This is a genomic window from Amycolatopsis sp. NBC_01286 (assembly GCF_035982555.1).
Classification (GTDB): Bacteria; Actinomycetota; Actinomycetes; order Mycobacteriales; family Pseudonocardiaceae; genus Amycolatopsis.
Window position 1 is genome coordinate 8371261 of the sequence record NZ_CP108428.1, and the last position, 20021, is coordinate 8391281.

The following is a 20021-nucleotide window of genomic DNA, read 5'->3' on the forward strand; positions in this document are numbered from 1 at the left end:
CGCGAGGGTCGTGAGTGGTAATGAGGGTTAGAACCCTCATTACCACTCACGACCGGTACCACCCGCTCAGTCATGACTGCTCCACCAGCGCCGCCGTGCGGGCCGCCAGGTCTGCGATCTGCCGTTCCCCGCCCGGCAGGGACGTCGCGATGCGGCCGTCCAGGGGCTTTGTCCAGTACTCGCCGATGCCGTCTACTCCGCGCAACGCGCCCACCACTCCCCCGACCGTCGCCGCGGCCGAATCCGTGTCCCAGCCCGCCGTCACCGCGATCGAGACGCTCGGGCCGAACTCGCCGCCGCCCTTGGCCAAGGCGAAAGCGATCACCGCGGCGTTGTTGAGCACGTGCACCCAGTGCAGGTCACCGTACGCGGCGTGCAGCTGGTCGAGGCCCGCGCGGACATCGCCCGACCGCGCCGCCGAACGACCCAGCGCGACCGCGGACGCCAGCGAACTCCCCGCGGGGATCACGGCGTCGGCCGCGTCGAGGACCTCGTCCGGCGTCGCGCACACCATCGCCGCCGACGCCAGGGCCGCGGCCCACATCGCGCCGTAGACGCCGTTGCGGGTGTGGCTCAGCCGCGCGTCCGTCCGCGCCAGCCGGGCCGCCGCCACGACGTCACCCGGCGAGACCCAGCCGAAGACGTCCGCGCGGATCAGCGCGCCGATCCACTCGCGGAACGGGTTGCGGTACGTCGCCGGCGACGGGCGCGCGTCGAGGATGTTGCGGTACGCCGCCCGCTCGGCCGTGAACACCCGGCCCGCGGGCAGGTTGTCCAACCACAGCTGGGCGACGTCGTCCGTGCCGAAGTCCCGACCGTGCGTCTCCAGCAGGGTGAGCGCGAGGATCGGGTAGTTGAGGTCGTCGTCCTCGGGCATCCCGTCGATGTTCTCCTCGAGCGACGTCGGGACCGAGCGCCGGTTCCACGGCCATCGCGCGGCCACCTCGTCGGGCAGGCCCACCGCGGTGAACCAGCCGGACAGTGGCCAGCGGCCGGTCGCGCGCAGGATCTCCTCGATGCCCTCGCGCGGGATCTTCTCCACCGGCTTGCCCAGCAGGCACCCGGCGGCCCGGCCGGTCCACGCGCCGAGCAGCCGGTCCGTGCCGCCGCGCGGCAGCTCGGGCGAGGCCGGGAAGTCCCACGACGGCTCCGGAGCAGACGGCAGCGCGTCCAGCTCGTCCAGCAGTTCCCGTGCCAGCGCCCGCAGCTCCGCTGCCCCGGGGCCCGCGCCGCTCACGACCGGGACGGGGTCGCCGCCCGCCGCGACCCAGCGGGCCCGCACGGCCGAGACGTCCCGGCCCTCCGCGGCGGACTGCACCAGCTCGTGGGCCAGGAGGTCCTCCGGTTGTGCCCAAGTCAGCCTCACGCCGCGCCCCCGAGGACGTCGAGGGCCGCGACCCGGGCGAGCGCGCGTTCGCGGTCGGCGCGCAGGATGTCGGCGGCCGCCGAGGCCAGCAGGTGCCCGGTCTCGCGCAGGTCCATCCGGCTGGCGTCGCCGATCGTGTCGACCCACTCCTTCGGCACGACGGCCGTGCCGCCGAGGCCCGCGCAGAGCGCCGCGGCCATCACGGCGATCGAGTCGGCGTCGCGGCCGTAGTTCACCGAGGCGAGCACCGCGCCGCGGAAGTCGCCGCGGTGCGCGAGGACGAACGCCAGCGCGGCCGGCAGCTCCTCGATCGCCTTGGTCCGCGACGGGCGGCGCGCGTCCATCGACATCTGCCGGTAGTGCGGCCCGACCGAGTCGAACGGCGCCACCGTCTCCCGAACCCGCGCGGCGAGCGCCCGCTCTTCGTCGTCAGTGGCCGGGGCGGTGGTCCAGCTGCCGAACTCGTCGACGACGGCCCGCAGCGCCGCCGCCGTCCCGTCGTGGGCGACATCCAACCCGGCCGCGACGACGGCGTCGAGCGACGCGCCCGGCGCGACCGCGGCGGCGACCATCGCGGCCAGCACGCCCGCCGCCTCCCGGCCGTAGCTCGACTGGTGCGCGGCGGTCAGGTCGATCGCCTCGGCGTACGCGGCCCGCGGGTCACCCGCGTTGACGACGCCGACCGGCGCGACGTACATCGCCGCACCGCAGTTGACGACGTTGCCCACACCGGCTTCCCGCGGGTCGACGTGTCCATAGTGGAGTCTCGCGACGATCCACTTCTCGGCGAGGAACACCCGCTGCAGCAGCAACGCCGTCGACTCCAGCTCCGGCACCCAGCGCGGCTCGCCGATCATCAGCGGCACCAGGTCCTCGGCCATCGCGTACGCGTCGAGGTGCTCGCGGCGCTTCGCGTACACCTCGACGAGCGCCCGCGTCATGAGGGTGTCGTCGGTGACGTGCCCGTCGCCCTTGTGGTACGGCGCGATCGGGCGGGCGGCCCGCCAGTCCGGGTACCACGGGCCGACGACGCCGGTCACCCGGCCGCCGTGCCGCTCTTCGATCTGCTCGGGGGTCCACCCTTCGGTGGCGCCGCCGAGCGCGTCCCCGACGGCCGCGCCGGTGATCACCGCGACGGCCCGGTCTTCCAGCCAGGTCAAGAATCCGCTCCTGTCACTTGCTGACGCTCTTCCAGCCGTCTTCCAGCTGCTTGGCCAAGCCGGCCGCGTCGATCTTCTGCCCGAGGAACTGCTGGTACGCCGGGGTCGCGACGGTGTCCTTCCACTGCGCGTACTTGCCGGCGAACAGATAAGGCGCCGAGGTCAGGTACTGGCCGGACGCGAGGATCGGGCCCCAGCCGTTCTTCGTGCCGAGCTTCGTGGTCAGCGCCTGCCGCGCGGACGTCGTCGGCGGGATCAGGGCGTCGGCCTCGTTCATCGCGGCGAGGTTGTCCGTGCTGGTGAAGAAGTCGACGAACTCTGCGGCTTCCTTGACGTGGCCCGAGTCCTTGTTCACCGACAGCGTCTGCGGGTTGGCGGCCTGCGCGGGCCCGGCCGAGCCGGCCAGCGGCGGCAGCACGACCCAGTCGAAGCCCTTCGGCGCGTCCTTCGCGATGTTGGCCGCCTGGTAGGAACCCTGCACGGTCATGGCGATCTGGCCGGCGTAGAACGGCGCGAGGGCCTTCGTCCCGGACTGCGTCAGCGTGACCGGCATGATCGAGTGGTCCTGGTGCGCCATCACGTCGACGAGCTGCGGCAGCGCCTGCTCCCCCGGGCCGACGGCCAGCTTCGCGTCGTTGCCGGCGCCCTCGAAGTACTTCCCGCCGAAGCCCGGGGCCAGCGCGACGAACGCCGCCGTCGGGCTGGACAGGCCCCAGCCGAGGCCGAACTTGCCGTCCTTGGTCGTCGCCTTCGCGATGTCGCGCAGCTGGTCCCAGGTCATCGTGGCGCCGGTCGGGATGGTGACGCCGGCCTGCTGCAGCTGGGTCTTGTTCGCGAAGACCACGTAGGACTGCAGCTCGGTCGGGAAGGCGACCACCTTGCCGTCGACCGTCACCGAGTCGAGGACGCCCTTCGGGATGTCCGCCTTCTTCTCCGCCGGCAGGTACTGCGTCAGGTCCGCGAGGTAGCCGTCGGTGGCGAACGGCGCGATGCTCGCCGCCTCGTAGTGCACGATGTCCGGCGCGGTGCCCGCGTTGAACTGGGTGATCAGCTTGTCGTAGACGCCGTCCCAGCCCGCCTGGACGATCTTGACCTGGACGTCCGGGTGCGCCTTGTTCCAGTCGCCGACGATCTTCTGCGTCTGGGCGATCGCGGCCGGCTGGTCCGAAAGGGACTGGAAGGTGAGGGTGACCGGCCCGTCGCCGCTGTCACCGCTGCCGCTGCCGCACGCGGCGAGCAGCAGGCTGGTGACCATCAGGCAGGCGGCGACCACCGCGCGTCGTGTCTTCATCGACCGACCTTTCGAGGATTTCGTTGAGGGGTGGGTCATCCCTTCACCGCCCCGGCCATCAAGCCGCTGGTCAGCTTGCGGCGCAGGATGCTGAAGAAGACGATGCTGGGGATGGCGGCGAGCACGGCGCCCGCCGCGAGCGGGCCGAGGGCGACCTTGCCCTCGCCGCCGACGAACATGTTGAGCGTGATGGGCAGTGTGTAGTTCTCCGGCGACTGCAGGAGAACCAGGGCGAAGAAGAACTCGTTCCACGACGAGACGAAGCTGAACATCGCGGTCGCGACGACGCCAGGGGCGAGCAGTGGGAACACGATGGTGCGCAGCACGGTCAGCCGGCTCGCGCCGTCCATCGCCCCGGCTTCCTCGAGCTCCACCGGGATCGCGGCGACGTACCCCTGCAGCATCCACAGCGCGAACGGCAGCATGTACGTCGTGTGCACCAGCGTCAGGCCGGCGAGGTTGTCGGCCAGCCCGAGCGTCCGCAGGATCAGGAACAGCGGCAGGATGATCAGCACGACCGGGAACACCTGGCTGACCAGGATCCAGCCGACGCCGGCGACCCGCAGCTTGCCCCGCAGCCGGGCCAGCACGTAGGCCGCGGGCACGGCGATGAGCACGGCCAGCGCGGTCGACGCGAGCGCGACGAACAGGCTGTTGCCCGCCGAGCGGATGAGGCCCTGCTTGTCGAGGGCCTCGGTGTAGTTCTCCCAGTGCCACTCGCTCGGCAGCAGGCTCACCGTCAGCGAGTTCAGCTCACCGGACGACTTCACCGACGCGGACATCAGCCACAGCAACGGGAACCCGAGGAACAGGATGTAGAGCGCGAGGGCCGCGTACTGGGCCGGGCGCACGAGTCCGCGCATGGCTCAGCGCCCCTTTCCGGCACGGTCGTCGCGGAACTGCGACCGCAGGTAGACGGCGAGGATCAGCACGACCACGAGGACGAGCACGAGGCCCATCGCCGCCGCGTAACCGATCTCGCGGTTCTTGAAGGCCTCCAGGTAGACGAACAGCACCGGGACCATGGTCTTGCCGCCCGGACCGCCCGCGGTGAGGACGTAGACCAGCGAGAACGAGTTGAAGTTCCAGATGAAGTTGAGTGACGTGATCGACGTGACGATCGGGCGCAGGCTCGGCCACGTCACCGCGGTGAAGCGCCGCCACGCGCCGGCGCCGTCCATCGCCGCGGCTTCGTGCAGCTCGGCCGGGATCTGCTGCAGGCCGGCCAGGAGCGTCACGGTCGTCTGCGGCATGCCGACCCACACGCCGACGACGATCACGGCGGGCAGCGCGAACGAGAAGTCGCCGAGCCAGTTGATGTCGTCGGGCAGGCCGACGCTGCCGAGGACGGCGTTGAGCGGGCCGCCGTTTGCCGAGTAGATCATCTGCCACATGATCGCCACGACGACCGGCGGCATCGCCCACGGCACGAGCGCGAGCACCCGCGTCAGCCCCTGCAGCCGCAGGCCCGAGTTGAGCAACAGCGCCAGGCCGATCGCGGCGGCGAGCTGCAGCACGGTGACGCCGACCGTCCAGATCATGCCGATCCGCAGCGAGTCCCAGAACAGGTTGTTCTCCGCCAGGCGCCCGAAGTTGTCGAAACCGGCGAAGGCGTAGTCCGGGTGGCGCACCAGGCGCGCGTCGGTGAAGGCCAGGAAGATCCCGACGACGATCGGCGCGACGCTGAGCACGAGGATCGGGATCAGCGACGGCAGCACGAGCCCGATCGCCTCGCGCCGCCGGGTGCGCTGCTGCGTCGGCTTCCGCTTGGTCTGCACCGGACGCTCTTTCAGGGCCGGGGCCGTCATCACGCACCTCCCGGGTTCGAGGACTCGCGCACCACGAGTTCGGGGCCGACGGCGATCTGCTGCACCGCGCGGTCCGGGTCGTCGGCGAGCTGGAGCATGATCTCGGCGGCCGCGCGGCCACGTTCGGTCGAGCCGAGGGAGACGCTGGTCAGGCTCGGCTGGAAGACGCGGCCAATCTCGGTGTCGTCCATCCCGGTGACCGCGACGTCCTCCGGCACCGACAGGCCCAGCTCGCGCACGGCCCGGATCGCGCCGATGGCCAGCAGGTCGTTGGCCGCCACGAGCGCGTCGACCCGGCCGCGGGCGAAGAGCCGGCGGGCCGCGTCGAGCCCGGCGGTGACGGTGAAGTCGGCGGCGATCTCCTGGTCCTCCCGGTCGAAAGAGATCTCCTGGGTGACGGCGTCGAACCCCCGCTGGCGCGCGGCGCCGGGCGTGGTGTCGAGCGGGCCGTTGAGGAAGCCGAGGCGACGGCGGCCGAGGGCGTGCAGGTGGCGGACGGCGTCGCCGATCCCGCCCGCGGAGTCCGTGGAGACCGAGCTGATGCCGCGGTCGTCGAGGGCCCGCCCGATCACCACGACCGGCACCGGGGCCTGCTGGATCTCGGCGATCAGCCGGTCGTCGGTGCGCAGCGGGCTGACGATCATGCCGTCGACGAAGCCGCTGTTCAGGCTGCGGACCAGCTCGGTGGTCGACGTCGCGGTGTCGCCGGTGCTCATCACGACGACGCGGTAACCGTGCGGTTCGAGGACCGCGTGGATGGCCCGCATCATCTCGACGTAGACGGGGTTGCCGATGTCCGCGACCGCGAACGCGACCTGGAAGGTCTTCTTCATCCGCAGCGAGCGCCCGATGGCATCGGCGCTGTACCCGAGCGCGGCGGCCGCGGCCCGCACGCGCTCGACCATCGCCGGGCTCGCCCCGGTGCCGTGCAGGGCACGGGAGGTCGAGGCCAGGGAAACCCCGGCGCGCTCGGCCACCTGGATCAGCGTGGCACGTGGTGACGTCATCGTCGCTTCTACCCTCGGATAAGGCTTCTGGAAACGTTTCCAACCTGCGGAAGCCGGGTTTGGAAACGTTTCCAACTGGAGTTGACGCCGATCCTGACACCCGGTCGGCGGTTGTGTCAACCACCGGGACAGGCCGGGTAGAGCGCCGCGGGCGCGGACCGCTCCGGACAACTCGCCGACCGGGGTGGTCGACCCGACCAATACGGCGACGGCGGCGCCCGCGATCTCTGTTGGTCGTTGCAGGCACCGTGTCGGCCGGTCGGTGCGGCCGGAGGTGACCCTGCGCCCGGCCCGAAACCGGCCTCACCGCGCCCGGGGGCAACTCCGGCGAAACGCGGCATTCCTCCCGCATCGTGGTACTGCTGGCCGCGCGCCCGGCTGGGTCCCGATAGTGGTCCCGTGCTCACGCCCCGTGCTCCCCTGGCCGCGTTCGCCCTGCCCCGAGCCGAGCGTGCCGGGGCCCGGGTGGTCTACCGCGATGCGCTCGTGGCGCCGCTGCCCGGCTACCGGCCGTTGCTGCTGGACCTCGTCGTGCCGGCCGGCGCCCCGCCCGCGGTGGTGGTGTTCCTGGACGGCGGCGCGCTCGCGGCCGGCTCGCACAAGCACGGGCGGATCGGCGACCACGTCACCGAAACGTTGGTGGACAACGGTTTCGCCGTCGCGCGGGCGCAGTACCGGCTGGGCCGGGAGGCCGCCTTCCCCGCTCAGCTCCACGACGTGAAGGCCGCCGTCCGGTGGATCCGCCGGCACGGTACCGAACTGGGCGTCGACGTCGGCCGGGTCGCGGCCTGGGGCCACTCGGCAGGTGGGTACCTCGCCGCGATGCTCGCCGTCACGGCCGACCACCCGAGCCTGGACGGCGACCTCGGCGTCACCGGCGAGCCGAGCGGGCTCGCCGCGGCCGTCGCCTGGAGCCCGCCGACGGACTTCACCCGCATCCCGCCCCCGCCCGCGGGAACGTCGTTGCACCGCACCGGCCACGACCCGCACGACTGGCTGCCGGACGCGACGGCGAGCCCGCTGCTGCACGTCTCGGCCGCCGCCGCCCCGCTCCAGCTGGTGCACGGCACCGACGACTCCGGCATCCCGATCGCCCACAGCGAAGCGCTCGTCGCGGCGTACTGGCGCGCCGGGGCCGACGCCGACCTCATCCGGCTGGACGGCGCCGGCCACTTCTACAGCCGGCAGAAACTGCAGCAGGCCACCGAATCCGGCCTCACGTTCCTGCGCGAGCGCCTCGGCTGAGCGCCGGCCGACACACCGCCCAGTGCGTCAGTCCTTCGTCGTCACGCCTAGACCGCGGCGCAGAGCCGCCACCTCGTCCGCCAGCATGCGGCGTGACACTGCCGCGTCCTGGATGATCGCCGAGCCGTGGAACGTGCCCGGGTAGTGGTGCAGCTCCGTCGTTACTCCGGCCTGCAGGAGGCGTTGCGCGTACTGGATTCCCTCGTCGCGCAGCGGGTCGAACTGGCACGTCGTCACGAACGCCGGTGGCAGCCCCGTCAGGTCCGTGGCGCGGGCCGGCGCGGCGTACGGAGAGACGTCACCCGGTTCGGGGCCCAGGTAGCTCGCCCAGCTGTAGACGGCGTTCGGGCGGTTCCACATCGGAGTGTCGACGTACGCCTGCATCGACGGCGTTTCCAGGCGGTCGTCCAGCTCCGGGATGCCGAGGTACTGGAAGCGCAGCGCCGGGCCGCCGCGGTCGCGGGCCAGCAGGGCCGTCGCGGCGGCGAGCCCGCCGCCCGCGCTCTCGCCGCCGACGCCGATGCGGTCCGGGTCGATGCCCAGCTCGGCCGCCTTCGCCGCCGTCCAGGTCAGCGCCGCGTAGCAGTCCTCGACCGGCGCGGGGAACGGGTGCTCGGGCGCGAGCCGGTAGTCCACCGACACGATCACGATGCCCAGCTCGTCGACCAGGTGCAGCAGCGAGGCGTGGAACATGTCCAGGTCGCCGAGGATGAACCCGCCGCCGTGGATGTAGACCAGCCCGGGCACGGTGCCCTCGCGGTCCGCCGGGCTGTACACGCGGACCGGGACGTCGGGGGCGCCGGACGGGCCCGGCACCGTCGTGTCGCGGACGTCGACCGGGTGCACCGGCTCGTAGGCCGGCATGACCTCCTGCAGCTGCGCCATCGAAGCGCGCGCGGCCAGGAGGGCGTCGTAGTCGGGCAGGGTCACCGCGGGGAGCATGTCCAGCCAGGGCAGCAGCTCGGGATCGATCGCGTAGGTCATGCTCCGATCTTCGGCTCGCGCCGCCGCCGTCGCCACCGCCACGCGGCGGGGGTTGGCGGCCCGGGCCTCGCCATCCGGCGGCGGACGCGCCTATCGTGGCCTCATGAAGGGCCTGCTGCTGAGGCTGTCCGGACTCGACGCCGACGCCGAGAACGCGGTGCGGGTGATCGGGTTCTTCGACCGCCTGATCACCGATCGGGCGAGTCTCGACGTCCTCGTGCGCAGCACGGCCCGGCTGGCCGACTGCCCGGCCGGGGTGCACGCCCCCGCCCAGGGCCTGGCGCTGCGGGCGGAGCCGGACGCCGACGCCGCGGCTGCGGGCGGGGTGCCGGCCGGGGCCGCCGTGCGCCGGCTCGAGGGCGGCGTCGTGGTCTGGGTGGCCCGCGTGGGCGCGCCCACCCCGCTCGACGACATCCTGCTGGAGCGCTTCGCGATCGCCACCGCCGTCCTGCTGGAGCACACCAGCGTGCCACTGCCCGCGCTCGGCGATCCCGCGCTGGTCGAGCTGGTGCTGTCCGAGGGGATCGGGACGGCCGAGCGGTCGCGGGCGCTGCACCTGCTCGGCCTCGGCACGACGGCCCGGCTGCGGGTGCTGGCGGCCACCGGCGCCGACCTCGACGGCCGCGCCGCCACGTTCGGCGACGTACGCGCCGTGCTCACCGCCGACGGACCCGAAACGGCGCCGCCGGACGCCCGGATCGGCGTCGGGCCCGTGGTGCCCGTGCTCGACCTGGCCCGGTCCTGGCAGGCCGCGCGCACGGCGCTGCGGTTCACGGCCGGGGCCGAGCCCGTGGTGTGGTGGGACCGCCTCGGCAGCCTCGCCGCGCTGGCCGGGGTGCTCGGCCCCGCGGATCTCGCCGCGCTCCCGGACGTCCAGGCCCTCGACCGCATCGCCGGCGAACCCCACGGCGACGACCTCCTCGCGGCGTTGACGGCGCTCTGCGCGACCGGCTCGGCCCGCAAGGCGGCGGCCGTCCTGCACCGCCACCACAGCACGATGCCCGCACGCCTCGCCCGCGCCGGAGCCGTGCTCGGCTTCGACGTCGACTCCCCCGCGGGCCGCTTCCGGCTGCACCTGGCCCTGATGCTGCGGCGGTTGCGCGACGCCGGACCGTCCGAAGTGGACGCTGCGCCGAACGGGTGACGTCGGGTCCCGGCCTCAACCGGGCCGGGGTCTCCGGAGTGGACGGCACGCACATCCGGGATCCCCAGGAGGACAACGTGCCGAAACTACCCACCCTCGCCGCGGCGACCCTGCTGGCCGCCGTCGGAACCATCGCCATCGCGCCCGCCGCCTCGGCTCACGACGCACTCGCGCAGGTCGTCGACTGCAGCTACCAGGGCGCGATCCGCTGCGGTTACGGCGGAATCACCAACAGCCACACGCGGGTGTACTCCTGCGACACCTTCGGTGACGGCTACGGCTTCCGCACGGAGTGGCGCACCCGGAGCGGCGGCGGAGGCGGCATCGACGACGCCAACGGCAGCAGTTCCGGCTGCAGCTCGAAGACCCCGGGCACCGCGGCGAACCCGATCACCATCTTCCGCGCCTGCCAGAAGACACCCAACTGGGAGTGCACGAACTGGATGAACGCCTGACTCACGACTCCAGCAGCGCCACCGGGACGTCGGCGGGCCGGCTTCGCAGGTACTCGCCCAGTCCCTTCGCCTGCGGGTCCGGCCGCGTAGCCGACGCCACACCGTCGCCCAGCAACCCCACCACCACGAAGTTCAGCGCCCGCAGGTTCGGCAGCTCGAACCGGCGGACCTCCAGTTCGGCCGCCTCCGGCAGCAGCTCCCGGAAGCGCGAGACGTCGAGATAACCGCGCAACCACAAGAACTCGTCGTCGGTACGCGTCCAGAACCCGACGTTCGCGTTGCCGCCCTTGTCCCCCGACCGCGCACCCGCGATCGTGCCGAGCGACACCCGTCGTGTCGGCCCGAAGTCCCGCGTCTCAAGCGAAACAGCGGGCATAGACACCGAGGGCCCGGTCGGCGGATGCGGGATCACGAGCCGCGAACCGTCGGGCAGCGTCACCCGGTGCTCCACCGAGGACGCGGGCACCAAAGCCGGCCAGTAGACGCCGAAAGCGCTCTCCGCAGTCGGTGGCGTTGTCGTGTGGAAGCCCGGGTAACCCCCGAGCGCGAGTTCCATCGTCGTGTTGGCGAAGCGGCGGCCGACCTTGCGGGCGTCCGGGTCCTTCACCGTGATCCGCAGGTGCGCGGTCGCCTCGGCGTTGACCGGCGAGCCCGGGTGGTCGAACCGCAGCAGCGTGACGTCGACCTCGGCGAACTGCTCCCGGCCGCCCAGCAGGTCGAACAGCTGCTGCTCGGCCCACGCGGCCTTCTCCTCGATGCGGTCGCCGGTCAGCACCAGCGTCATCGTGTTGCGGTAGCCGCCGTCGTGGTTCAGCGCGACCTTGAGCTGCTCGCCCGGCGGGCTGCCGCGGGTCCCGCTGATCCGGACGCGGTCCGGCGCCTCCTCGACAAGCCGCAGGCTGTCGAAGTGCGCGACGGCGTCCGGCCCGGCGTACGCGGGTTCGGCGATCTCGTACAGCAGCTGCGCGGTGACCGTGCCGGCCGAGACCAGTCCCCCGGTGTCGGCGTGCTTCGTGATGACGCTCGATCCGTCGGCCGCGACCTCGGCGATCGGGAAGCCCGGGTAGCGCCGGTCGGTGACCTCGTCGAAGAAGGCGTAGTTGCCGCCGGTCGCCTGCGGGCCGCACTCGATCACGTGCCCCGCGGCCATCGCCCCGGCGATCGCGTCGACATCCCCCGGCGTCCAGCCGTGCCACCACGCGGCCGGGCCGGTGACCAGCGACGCGTCGGTGACCCGCCCGGTGACGACGACGTCCGCGCCGGCGTCGAGGGCCGCGGCGATGCCCCAGCCGCCGAGGTAGGCGTTGGCCGTCAACGGTTCCACCCCGGCTTCGGAGAGCTTGCGGCCGGTGTCGAGGTGCACCAGGTCCGGCAGGCGATCGACGATGTCGTCACCGTCCACGTACGCGATCTTCGGCTGCAAGCCCAGCAAAGCGATCTGTTCCGCCAGCCCGGCCGGGTTCAGGCCACCGGCGTTCGAGACGATCCGGATCCCCCGGTCCAGGCAGGTGCCGAGCACGTGTTCGAGCTGGGTGAGGAACGTCTTGGCGTAGCCGGCGGCGGGATCCTTCCGGCGCGCCTTCCAGAGGATCAGCATGGTCAGCTCGGCGAGGTAGTCGCCGGTGAGGACGTCGATCGGGCCGCCCTCGACCATCTCCCGCGCCGCCTCCAAGCGGTCGCCGTAGAAGCCGGAGCAGTTCGCGATCCGGACCGGGCGCTTCACGCGCGTCCCCGGCCGGGCGCGCCGGCGAAGGCCTGGGCGATGCCGATCCACTCCCGCGCAACGGGTCCGCGCACCACCAGGTCGGTGTCCGAAGCGTCACGGCGTTGGGTGACGGCCAGGCAGAAGTCCAGCGCCGAACCTTCGACGCGGTCGGCGGCGGCCCCGTCACCCCACGTCCACCTGTCCCCCGACGGCGCGTGCAGGACGACCCGGATCGGGACGACCGGCGCCGGGCGATCGTGGAGCCCGAAGCTGAACGCCGTCGTCGAGACGCCGAGGTGCGCGATGTGCCGGAGCCGGTCGGTCGGCACGCGCGTCACGCCGAGCGTGTCGGCGATGTCCTGCCCGTGCGCCCAGGTCTCCATGATCCGCGCGGTCACCGACGACGCGACGCTCATGTCCGGCCCGTACCACGGCAGCCGGGCGCGCGGGTCGCGGCCGCGGAACGCCGTGACGAACGCCGTCCGCGCGCGCCGGAACCACTCGCGGACCTCCGCCGCGCCCAGCCCCCGGTGCTGAGCGGCGACGCGGTCGGGGAAGTCCATGCCGTCGGCCAGCAACGCGGCCGCCGCGAGCCGGAAGCCCTCGGGGTCGACGGCGGCCCGCGTCGCGGTTTCGTCGAAGAATGCCAGGTGCGTGACCTGGTCGCGGATGTCCCAGCCCACGGCGGGCGTCGGCCGCGTGATGGCGTCGTCGTCGAGCGGGGCGAGCATGGCCTCGACGTCGGTGGTCTCGGCGAGCAGGTCGTCGAGGAGAACGTCCAGGGAAACGGGCATGTCAGCGTCCTTCCCACACGGGCGTGCGCTTCTCGCGGAACGCCGCGGGGCCTTCCTGCGCGTCCCGCGAGCGGTAGACCGGCGCCCAGATCTCCTCGGCGCGGTCGTAGACGTCGTGACGTTGCAGGTACGCCGTCTGCTTCGCCGCCCGCACGGACAACGGTGCGTTGGCCGCGATCCGCTCCGCCAAGGCCTGCGTCCGGGACCGCAGCTCGTCCAGCGGTACGACGTCGTTCACCAGCCCGACCTCCCGGGCGCGTTGTGCGGTCAGGGGGTCGCCGGTCAGCAGGATCTCCATCGCGATCCGCGGCGGCACCAGCCACGACAGCGGCGCGGCCCACGGCGAGCCGCGGCCCACCTTCACCTCGGTCACGGCGAACCGGGCGTGCGCGGCGGCCACGACGAGATCGCACTGCTGGGCCAGCAGGAACCCGCCCGCGTAGGCGACGCCGTTGACGGCCGCGATCGTCGGTTTCGGGACGTCGATGTTGCGGCCGAACTGCGGCAGGAAGTCCGGCGGCGGGATCTCCAGAGCCGTCTCGGCCATCTCCTTGAGATCGCCGCCCGCGCAGAACGCCTTGTCACCCGCGCCGGTCAGGACGAGCACCGCGGCCGAGTCGTCGGCGACGAACCGCCGGGTGCCGGCCCAGAGCCCGTCGCGGACCTGTTTCGACAGGGCGTTGCGGGCTTCGGGCCGGTCGATCGTCAGCCAGGCGACGCCGTTGTCGACCTCGTAGGAGACGCTCACGACACGACCGCCAGCACCTGGCCGGTGTCGACCTGGTCGCCTTGACCCACCCGCAGGTCGGACAGGACGCCGTCGGCCGGGGCGGCGACCGTGTGCTCCATCTTCATCGCCTCCAGGACGACCAGCGGCTGCCCGGCCGTCACGGCGTCGCCCTCGCCCGCCAGCACGCGCACCACCGCACCGGGCATGGTGGCGAGCAACGACCCCGCGGCCGTGGCGGCGTCCGGGTCGGCGAAACGCGGCACCTCGGCCAGCGCGGCCGACCCGTCCGGGCTGTCCACATAGGACACACCCGCCCGAGGGTGCACGGCGTAGGCGCGGTGGACGCCGTCGATCTCCAGCTCCACCAGCGAAGGCGACGCGGACAGCAGCCGCACGGAACCACCGAGCGGCTCGCCGTTCACCGTGACGCGCAAGCCGGACCGGCCCAGCGAGTACACGACCTCCAGGGTCTCCCCGTCCAGGGTGTAGGCGACGCGCTGTGGGGCGCGGCCGACGTTGCGCCACCCGGACGGCATCTCGGGCACCACCCGCGCGTCACGCCGGTTGCGCGCCTGGGCCGCCAGGGCCGCGGCCACCGCCTGCCGGGCCCCGCCCGGGGACGCGCCGAGCGTGGCCGGGTCGTGCCGGGTCAGGTAGCCGGTGTCGGTGCGCCCGGCCAGGAACTCCGGCTCGGCCAGGATGCCGGCCAGGAGGTTCCGGTTGGTCGTGACGCCGTGCAGTTCGGCCTGCCGCAACGCCCGCGCGAGGGTCCGCGCGGCCTCACGGCGGGTCCGGCCGTGGGCGATCACCTTGGCGAGCATCGGGTCGTAGTGCGGGCCGACGACGGAGCCGTCCTGGACACCGGAGTCGACGCGGACACCCTTCAGCGGCGGGACGCGGAAGCGGTGCAGGGTGCCGGTGGCGGGCAGGAACCCGGCCGGGACGTCCTCGGCGTAGAGCCGGACCTCGATGGCGTGCCCGTCGATCCGGGCGCCGGTCGCCTCGGGCGGCAGCGGTTCGCCCTCGGCCACGCGCAGCTGCAGCTCGACGAGGTCCAGGCCGGTGACCAGCTCGGTGACCGGGTGCTCGACCTGCAGCCGCGTGTTGACCTCCAGGAAGAAGAACTTGCCGTCTTGGTCCAGCACGAACTCGACCGTGCCCGCGCCGGTGTAGCCGATGGCCTTCCCGGCGGCGACGGCCGCGGCGCCGAGTTCGGCGCGCAAGGCGTCGTCGACCGCCGGCGAGGGGCACTCCTCGACGATCTTCTGGTAGCGCCGCTGGATCGAGCACTCGCGCTCGAAGAGGTGCACCACCTCGCCGTGGGTGTCGCCGAGGATCTGGACCTCGACGTGGCGCGGGTCGACGACGAACCGCTCCAGGAACACCGAGCCGTCGCCGAACGCCGACGCGGCTTCCCGCCGGGCGCCCGCCACTGCGTCGGCCAGCCCGGCGGCGTCGTGCACCACGCGCATGCCCCGGCCGCCACCGCCGAACGCGGCCTTGACCAGCACCGGAAACCCGATCGAAGCGGCCACCGCGGCGAGGTCGGTCTCGTCCGTGACGGTCGCCCCCGGCAGCACCGGCACCCCGGCCGCGTCCATCAGGGCCTTGGCCTCGATCTTCGAGCCCATCGACGCGATGGCCTCGGGCGACGGCCCGACGAACGTCAGCCCGGCTTCGCCGCAGGCGCGGGCGAAAGCGGCGTTCTCCGACAGGAACCCGTACCCCGGGTGGACGGCGTCGGCCCCGGTCGCGCGCGCGGCGGCGATCACCAGGTCAGCACGCAGGTAGGTGTCACCAGGTGCGGACCCGGGCAGCCGGACGGCCTCGTCGGCGAGCCGGACGAAGGGCGCGCCCGCGTCCGGGTCGGAGTAGACCGCGACGGTGGAGATGCCGAGGTCGTGCGCGGTGCGCATGACCCGGGCGGCGATCTCCCCGCGGTTGGCGACGAGCAGTTTCGCGATCATCGGCTCACATCCGGAAGACGCCGAAGCCGCGACGGCCCTCGACGCGGTTGGAGTGGACGGCGGACAGCGACATCCCCAGGACGTCCCGGGTGTCGCGCGGGTCGACGATGCCGTCGTCGTACAGCCGGGCGGTGACGGCGAAGGCGTGCGACTCGGTCTCGATCTGCGCCTCGATGGCGGCGGTCCGCGCGCGGTCGGCGTCGTCGTCGAACGGCTTTCCCTGCGACGCGGCGGAGTTGCGGCCGACGATCGACATCACGCCGGCCAGCTGGGCCGCGCCCATCACCGCGAGTTTCGCGCCGGGCCAGGCGAACATCAGCCGCGGGTCGTACGCGCGCCCGGACATGCCGTAGTTGCCGGCGCCGAACGACGACGCCATGTTGACGGTCAGGTGCGGCACCGTGCTGTTGGTGACGGCGTTGATCATCTTGGCGCCGTCCTTGATGATGCCGCCCTGCTCGTAGCGGGTGCCGACCATGTAGCCGGTCGTGTTCTGCAGGAACACCAGCGGGACGTCGGTCTGGTTGGCGAGCAGGATGAACTCGCTGGCCTTCTTGGCCTCCTCGCTGAACAGCACGCCGCGGTGGTTGGCGAGCACGCCGACGGGATACCCGTGGATGCTCGCCCAGCCCGTGACCAGCGAGGTGCCGTAGAGCGGTTTGTACTCGTCGAAGTCCGAGCCGTCGACCGTCCGGGCGAGGATCTCGCGCGGGTCGAACGGCACCTTCGGGTCCGGCGGCACGATCCCCAGGATCTCCTCGGGGTCGAACTTCGGCGGCTCCGGCGTCCGGCTGGGCGCGGGGCCGAGCTTGCGCCAGTTGATCCGGCTGATCACGCGACGGCCGAGGCGGATCGCGTCCCGCTCGTCGACGGCGAAGTAGTCGGATAGGCCGGAGACGCGGGAGTGCATGTCGGCGCCGCCGAGCGACTCGTCGTCGGCCTCCTCGCCGGTGGCCATCTTGACCAGCGGCGGCCCGCCGAGGAACACCTTGGCCTGGTGGTCGACGAGCACCGCGTAGTCGCACATGCCGGGGACGTACGCGCCGCCGGCGGTCGAGTTGCCGAACACGATCGCCAGGGTCGGGATGCCCAGCGACGACAGCTCGGTCAGCTCGTGGAAGATCCGCCCGGCGGGCACGAACAGGTCGGCCTGCGTCGGCAGGTCGGCCCCGCCGGACTCGACGAGGTTGATCACCGGCAGCCGGTTGACGCGGGCGATCTCCAAGGCCCGCAACGTCTTGCGCAGCGAGTACGGGTTCATCGCGCCGCCGCGCACGGTCGGGTCGTGCCCGATGACCACACACTCCACATCGGACACCACGCCGATGCCGGTCAGCACCGACGCGCCCACGGTGAAGTCGGTGCCCCACGCGGCGAGCGCGGCCAGTTCCAGGAACGGGCTGTCCGGGTCGAGCAGCAGCTCCAGGCGTTCGCGGACCGGGAGCTTGCCGCGGTCGCGGTGGCGCTGGACGTACCGCTCGCCGCCGCCGGCGATGGCCAGCTCCAGCTGCTCTTCGAGCTTCGCCAGGGCGTCGAGCTGGGCCTTCCGGTTGGTCGCGTAGCTCTCGGCGGAGACGTCGAGCAGGGACTTGAGGACGGTCATTCCGCTCCCCCGTAGTGCCCGGAGTGCTTGTCCCGGACCACGTTCTTCTGGATCTTCCCGGTGGACGTGCGCGGCAGCTCGTCGGTGACGATCACGGCCTTCGGGACCTTGTAACCATCGAGGCGGTCCTTCAGCCGCAACCGCAGGTCGTCGGCGTCGATCGACGCGCCCGGCTTCGGCACGACGACCGCCGTGATGGCCTCGGTCCACCGCTCGTGCGGCAGCCCGACGACCACCACCTCGGCGACGTTCGGCTCGGTGTCGTAGACGGCCCGCTCGACCTCGATCGAGGCGACGTTCTCGCCGCCGGTCTTGATGACGTCCTTGGAGCGGTCGGCGAACCACAGCACGCCGTCCGGCCCGAACCGGCCGACGTCACCGGAGTGGAACCAGCCGTACCGGAACGCCTCCTCGGTCGCCTCGGGGTTGTGCAGGTACTCCTGCATGGTCGAGGGCGCCCGGTAGACGATCTCGCCCTGCTCGCCGCGCGGCAGCAGCTTCCCGTCGGAGTCCATGATCCCGACCTGGACGCCGGTGAGCGGCGTGCCGACGGCGCCGACGTGCGAGAGCTGGTGCTCGGGCCGGAACAACGTCGTGATCGGGCTCATCTCGGTCTGCCCGAACAGCAGCGCGAAGTCGCAGCGGAAGCCGTCGAGGCACGCCTTGATCTGCGCCTCCGGCATCGGTGCCATCGCGTAGACGGCGCGGCGCAGCGACGACAGGTCGTGCCCGGCGAACGACGGGTGCTCCAGCGCGGCGCGGAACATCATCGGCAGGCCGAAGACCTGGGTGATCCGCTCGCGTTCGATCGTGTCGAGGAACCGGGCCGGGTCGAAGCCGCGGTGCACGAAGATCGTGGCGCCGAGGAGGATCGCGGGTGTGCAGAAGGCGTTCAGCTGCGCGGTGTGGAACATCGGCATCATCGCGACGAACCGGTCGTCGGGGCGCCAGCCGGAGTCCAGCGCGGCCGACATCGACTCCAGGTGGATCGCCAGGTGCGTCCCGACGACGCCTTTCGGTGAAGCCGTGGTCCCGGAAGTGTACAAATAGGACAGTGGCGCGCGGTCCTCGATGACGAACTCGGGTGAGGTCGTATCGTCCGAGAGCACGTCGTCGAGGGTCAGGCCGGTGGCGTCGCCGCCGGTGCCGGGCGCGAGGATCACGTCGGCAACCCCGGGCGTCTGCGCGACGGCGGGCGCGATCACCCCGGCCAGCTGGCTCTCCACGACGATGCCGCGAGCCTGCGAATGCCCGAGTACGTAAGCGACTTCGTCACTCCGCCAGCCGAGGTTGATCGGCACGCAGACGAGGCCGAGCTTCGCGCAGGCGTAGTAGACGACGAGGAACTCGGCGCTGTTGGCCGACGCCAGCGCGAGGACGTCGCCGGTCGTGTAGCCGCGCGCCTCCAGGCCGTGGGCGAGCCGGTTGACCCACGTGTCGAACTCGCCGTAGGTCCAGCGGCGGTCGCCGTCGACCACGGCGAGGGCCTCCGGGCGGGCGAACGCGACGCGGGTCAGGGCGTCACCGACGTTGACCCGCTGGGCGAGGGTGCGATCCGTCATCAGTCCTCCTAAACCAGTCCTCCTAGTAGGACCGGGGCAGCCCGAGGCTGTGCTGGGCGACGAAGTTGAGGATCATTTCGCGGTTCACCGGGGCGATCCGCAGCAATCGGGCGAGCCCCCAGTACGGCAGCAGCCCGAAGTCCGCCGAGACACCGTTGCCGCCGTGGGTCTGGATGGCGGCGTCGACGGCGGCCAGCGCGGCCTCCGCGGCGGCGTACTTGGCCATGTTCGACGCCTCGCCCGCCGGCTGCCCCGCGTCGTGCAGCGCGGCAGCCCGGTGCGTCATCAGGGCGGCCAGCTCGGTTTCGATCTTGGCCTTGGCCAGCGGGTGCGAAACGCCCTGGTGGACGCCGATCGGCCGGTCCCACACGGTCCGCTCGCGGGCGTAGCGGGCGGCGACGTCGAGGGCGTAGCGCGCGATGCCGACGCAGAGGGCGGCGCCGGTGATGCGTTCCGGGTTGAGGCCGTGGAAGACCTGCCGGAAGCCCGCGCCCTCGTCACCGACGAGCGCCGACGCGGGCAGGCGGACGCCGTCGAAGTGCAGCGTGAACTGTTTCTCCGGGAGCATGACGTCGACCGGCAGCGGTGTCACCGTGAGGCCGGGGGCGGCCACCGGGACCAGGAACAGCGACAGCTGGGCCGTGCCGTCGGGGTCGCGGCCGGTGCGGGCGACGAGCAGCAGCGCGTCGGCGGTGTCGACGCCGGAGATGTAGTACTTCTCGCCGTCGACGATCCAGTCGTCGCCGTCGCGGCGGGCGGTGGTGGCCAGCTTGTGGGTGTTGGAGCCGGCGTCGGGCTCGGTGATGGCGAAGACGACCTTCGTCCGACCGCTCGCGATGCCGGGCAGCCACTCCTTGCGCTGCTCCGGCGTGCCGAACTCGGTGAGCACCTCGGCGGAGATGGCTTCGGTGACGAGCAGCAGCAGGATCGGCGCGCCCTTCGCGGCGCTCTCCTCGATGACGATGGTCAGCTCGGCCAGGCCACGGCCGCCCCCGCCGTACTCCTCGGGGATGTTGACACCGATGAACCCCGCGTCGCCGAGCGCGTGCCACAGCTCGGTGCACTCACGGCCCTCGCGCGCGTGGTCGACGTAGTACTTCCCCCCGAACGGGGCCGCGATGGCGCCGACCGCGGCCCGCAGGTCACGGGCCTCGTCGCTCTCGAACACGTCCACGCCGACGCTCCTTAGTGATTCTTCAT

Annotated in this window: 17 protein-coding genes; 3 read left to right on the top strand and 14 right to left on the bottom strand. The window is 72.4% G+C overall.

Translation table 11 applies throughout. The features are described from left to right. Positions 1-70: 70 nt before the first annotated feature. Genes OG570_RS38175 through OG570_RS38200 form a run of 6 tightly spaced genes read right to left on the bottom strand, consistent with a single transcriptional unit; the run spans position 71 to position 6632 of the window. Entirely contained in the window at positions 71-1366 is a 1296-nt protein-coding gene (locus OG570_RS38175; RefSeq protein ID WP_326953690.1) for an ADP-ribosylglycohydrolase family protein, read from the bottom strand. Further along, the gene (locus OG570_RS38180) at positions 1363-2526 is read right to left on the bottom strand and encodes an ADP-ribosylglycohydrolase family protein (RefSeq protein ID WP_326953691.1); all 1164 of its coding nucleotides are present in this window, start codon (positions 2524-2526) and stop codon (positions 1363-1365) included. Before OG570_RS38180 ends, OG570_RS38175 begins: the two co-directional genes overlap by 4 nt. Before the next feature lie 13 nt (positions 2527-2539). Then, a complete protein-coding gene (locus tag OG570_RS38185) occupies positions 2540-3817 on the bottom strand; it encodes an ABC transporter substrate-binding protein (RefSeq protein WP_326953692.1) in 1278 nt (425 codons plus the stop codon). A gap of 35 nt (positions 3818-3852) precedes the next feature. Then, positions 3853-4680 (bottom strand): carbohydrate ABC transporter permease, encoded by an 828-nt coding sequence (locus OG570_RS38190; protein ID WP_326953693.1) that lies wholly within the window; start codon positions 4678-4680, stop codon positions 3853-3855. A gap of 3 nt (positions 4681-4683) precedes the next feature. Next, the gene (locus OG570_RS38195) at positions 4684-5625 is read right to left on the bottom strand and encodes a carbohydrate ABC transporter permease (RefSeq protein WP_326953695.1); all 942 of its coding nucleotides are present in this window, start codon (positions 5623-5625) and stop codon (positions 4684-4686) included. Next, positions 5625-6632 carry a LacI family DNA-binding transcriptional regulator gene (locus OG570_RS38200; protein ID WP_326953697.1) on the bottom strand — a complete coding sequence of 336 codons (1008 nt, stop codon included), beginning with the start codon at positions 6630-6632 and terminating at the stop codon, positions 5625-5627. Before OG570_RS38200 ends, OG570_RS38195 begins: the two co-directional genes overlap by 1 nt. A 399-nt stretch (positions 6633-7031) precedes the next feature. Between OG570_RS38200 and OG570_RS38205 the strand changes: the two genes are divergently transcribed. Then, positions 7032-7877, top strand: coding sequence for an alpha/beta hydrolase (locus OG570_RS38205; protein WP_326953698.1), 846 nt, complete (start codon positions 7032-7034; stop codon positions 7875-7877). Between the two features lie 27 nt (positions 7878-7904). On the opposite strand, the gene OG570_RS38210 is transcribed toward OG570_RS38205, so the two are convergent. After that, positions 7905-8861, bottom strand: a complete 957-nt coding sequence (locus OG570_RS38210) for an alpha/beta hydrolase (RefSeq protein WP_326953699.1) — start codon at positions 8859-8861, stop codon at positions 7905-7907. A 103-nt stretch (positions 8862-8964) separates the two neighbouring features. Between OG570_RS38210 and OG570_RS38215 the strand changes: the two genes are divergently transcribed. Both OG570_RS38215 and OG570_RS38220 read left to right on the top strand, forming a co-directional pair. Continuing rightward, positions 8965-10005: a helix-turn-helix domain-containing protein gene (locus tag OG570_RS38215; protein ID WP_326953701.1), complete on the top strand. Its 1041-nt coding sequence runs from the start codon at positions 8965-8967 to the stop codon at positions 10003-10005. Continuing rightward, the gene (locus tag OG570_RS38220) at positions 10002-10460 is read left to right on the top strand and encodes a hypothetical protein (RefSeq protein ID WP_326953702.1); all 459 of its coding nucleotides are present in this window, start codon (positions 10002-10004) and stop codon (positions 10458-10460) included. The genes OG570_RS38215 and OG570_RS38220 overlap by 4 nt, the downstream gene beginning before the upstream one ends. Position 10461: 1 nt before the next feature. Here the strand turns inward: OG570_RS38220 and OG570_RS38225 are convergent, their stop codons facing one another. Genes OG570_RS38225 through OG570_RS38255 form a run of 7 tightly spaced genes read right to left on the bottom strand, consistent with a single transcriptional unit; the run spans position 10462 to position 19995 of the window. Continuing rightward, positions 10462-12183, bottom strand: coding sequence for an acyclic terpene utilization AtuA family protein (locus OG570_RS38225; protein ID WP_326953703.1), 1722 nt, complete (start codon positions 12181-12183; stop codon positions 10462-10464). Further along, positions 12180-12959, bottom strand: coding sequence for a TIGR03084 family metal-binding protein (locus tag OG570_RS38230; RefSeq protein ID WP_326953704.1), 780 nt, complete (start codon positions 12957-12959; stop codon positions 12180-12182). Before OG570_RS38230 ends, OG570_RS38225 begins: the two co-directional genes overlap by 4 nt. Before the next feature lies 1 nt (position 12960). Continuing rightward, the gene (locus OG570_RS38235) at positions 12961-13707 is read right to left on the bottom strand and encodes an enoyl-CoA hydratase/isomerase family protein (protein WP_326953705.1); all 747 of its coding nucleotides are present in this window, start codon (positions 13705-13707) and stop codon (positions 12961-12963) included. Further along, a complete protein-coding gene (locus OG570_RS38240; protein WP_326953706.1) occupies positions 13704-15656 on the bottom strand; it encodes an ATP-binding protein in 1953 nt (650 codons plus the stop codon). The genes OG570_RS38235 and OG570_RS38240 overlap by 4 nt, the downstream gene beginning before the upstream one ends. A gap of 4 nt (positions 15657-15660) precedes the next feature. Continuing rightward, positions 15661-17259: an acyl-CoA carboxylase subunit beta gene (locus OG570_RS38245; RefSeq protein WP_326953707.1), complete on the bottom strand. Its 1599-nt coding sequence runs from the start codon at positions 17257-17259 to the stop codon at positions 15661-15663. Continuing rightward, on the bottom strand, positions 17256-18821 hold the full coding sequence (locus OG570_RS38250) for an AMP-binding protein (protein WP_326953708.1): 1566 nt from the start codon (positions 18819-18821) through the stop codon (positions 17256-17258). Before OG570_RS38250 ends, OG570_RS38245 begins: the two co-directional genes overlap by 4 nt. A gap of 22 nt (positions 18822-18843) precedes the next feature. Then, the gene (locus tag OG570_RS38255) at positions 18844-19995 is read right to left on the bottom strand and encodes an acyl-CoA dehydrogenase family protein (RefSeq protein WP_326953709.1); all 1152 of its coding nucleotides are present in this window, start codon (positions 19993-19995) and stop codon (positions 18844-18846) included. Positions 19996-20021: the final 26 nt, after the last annotated feature.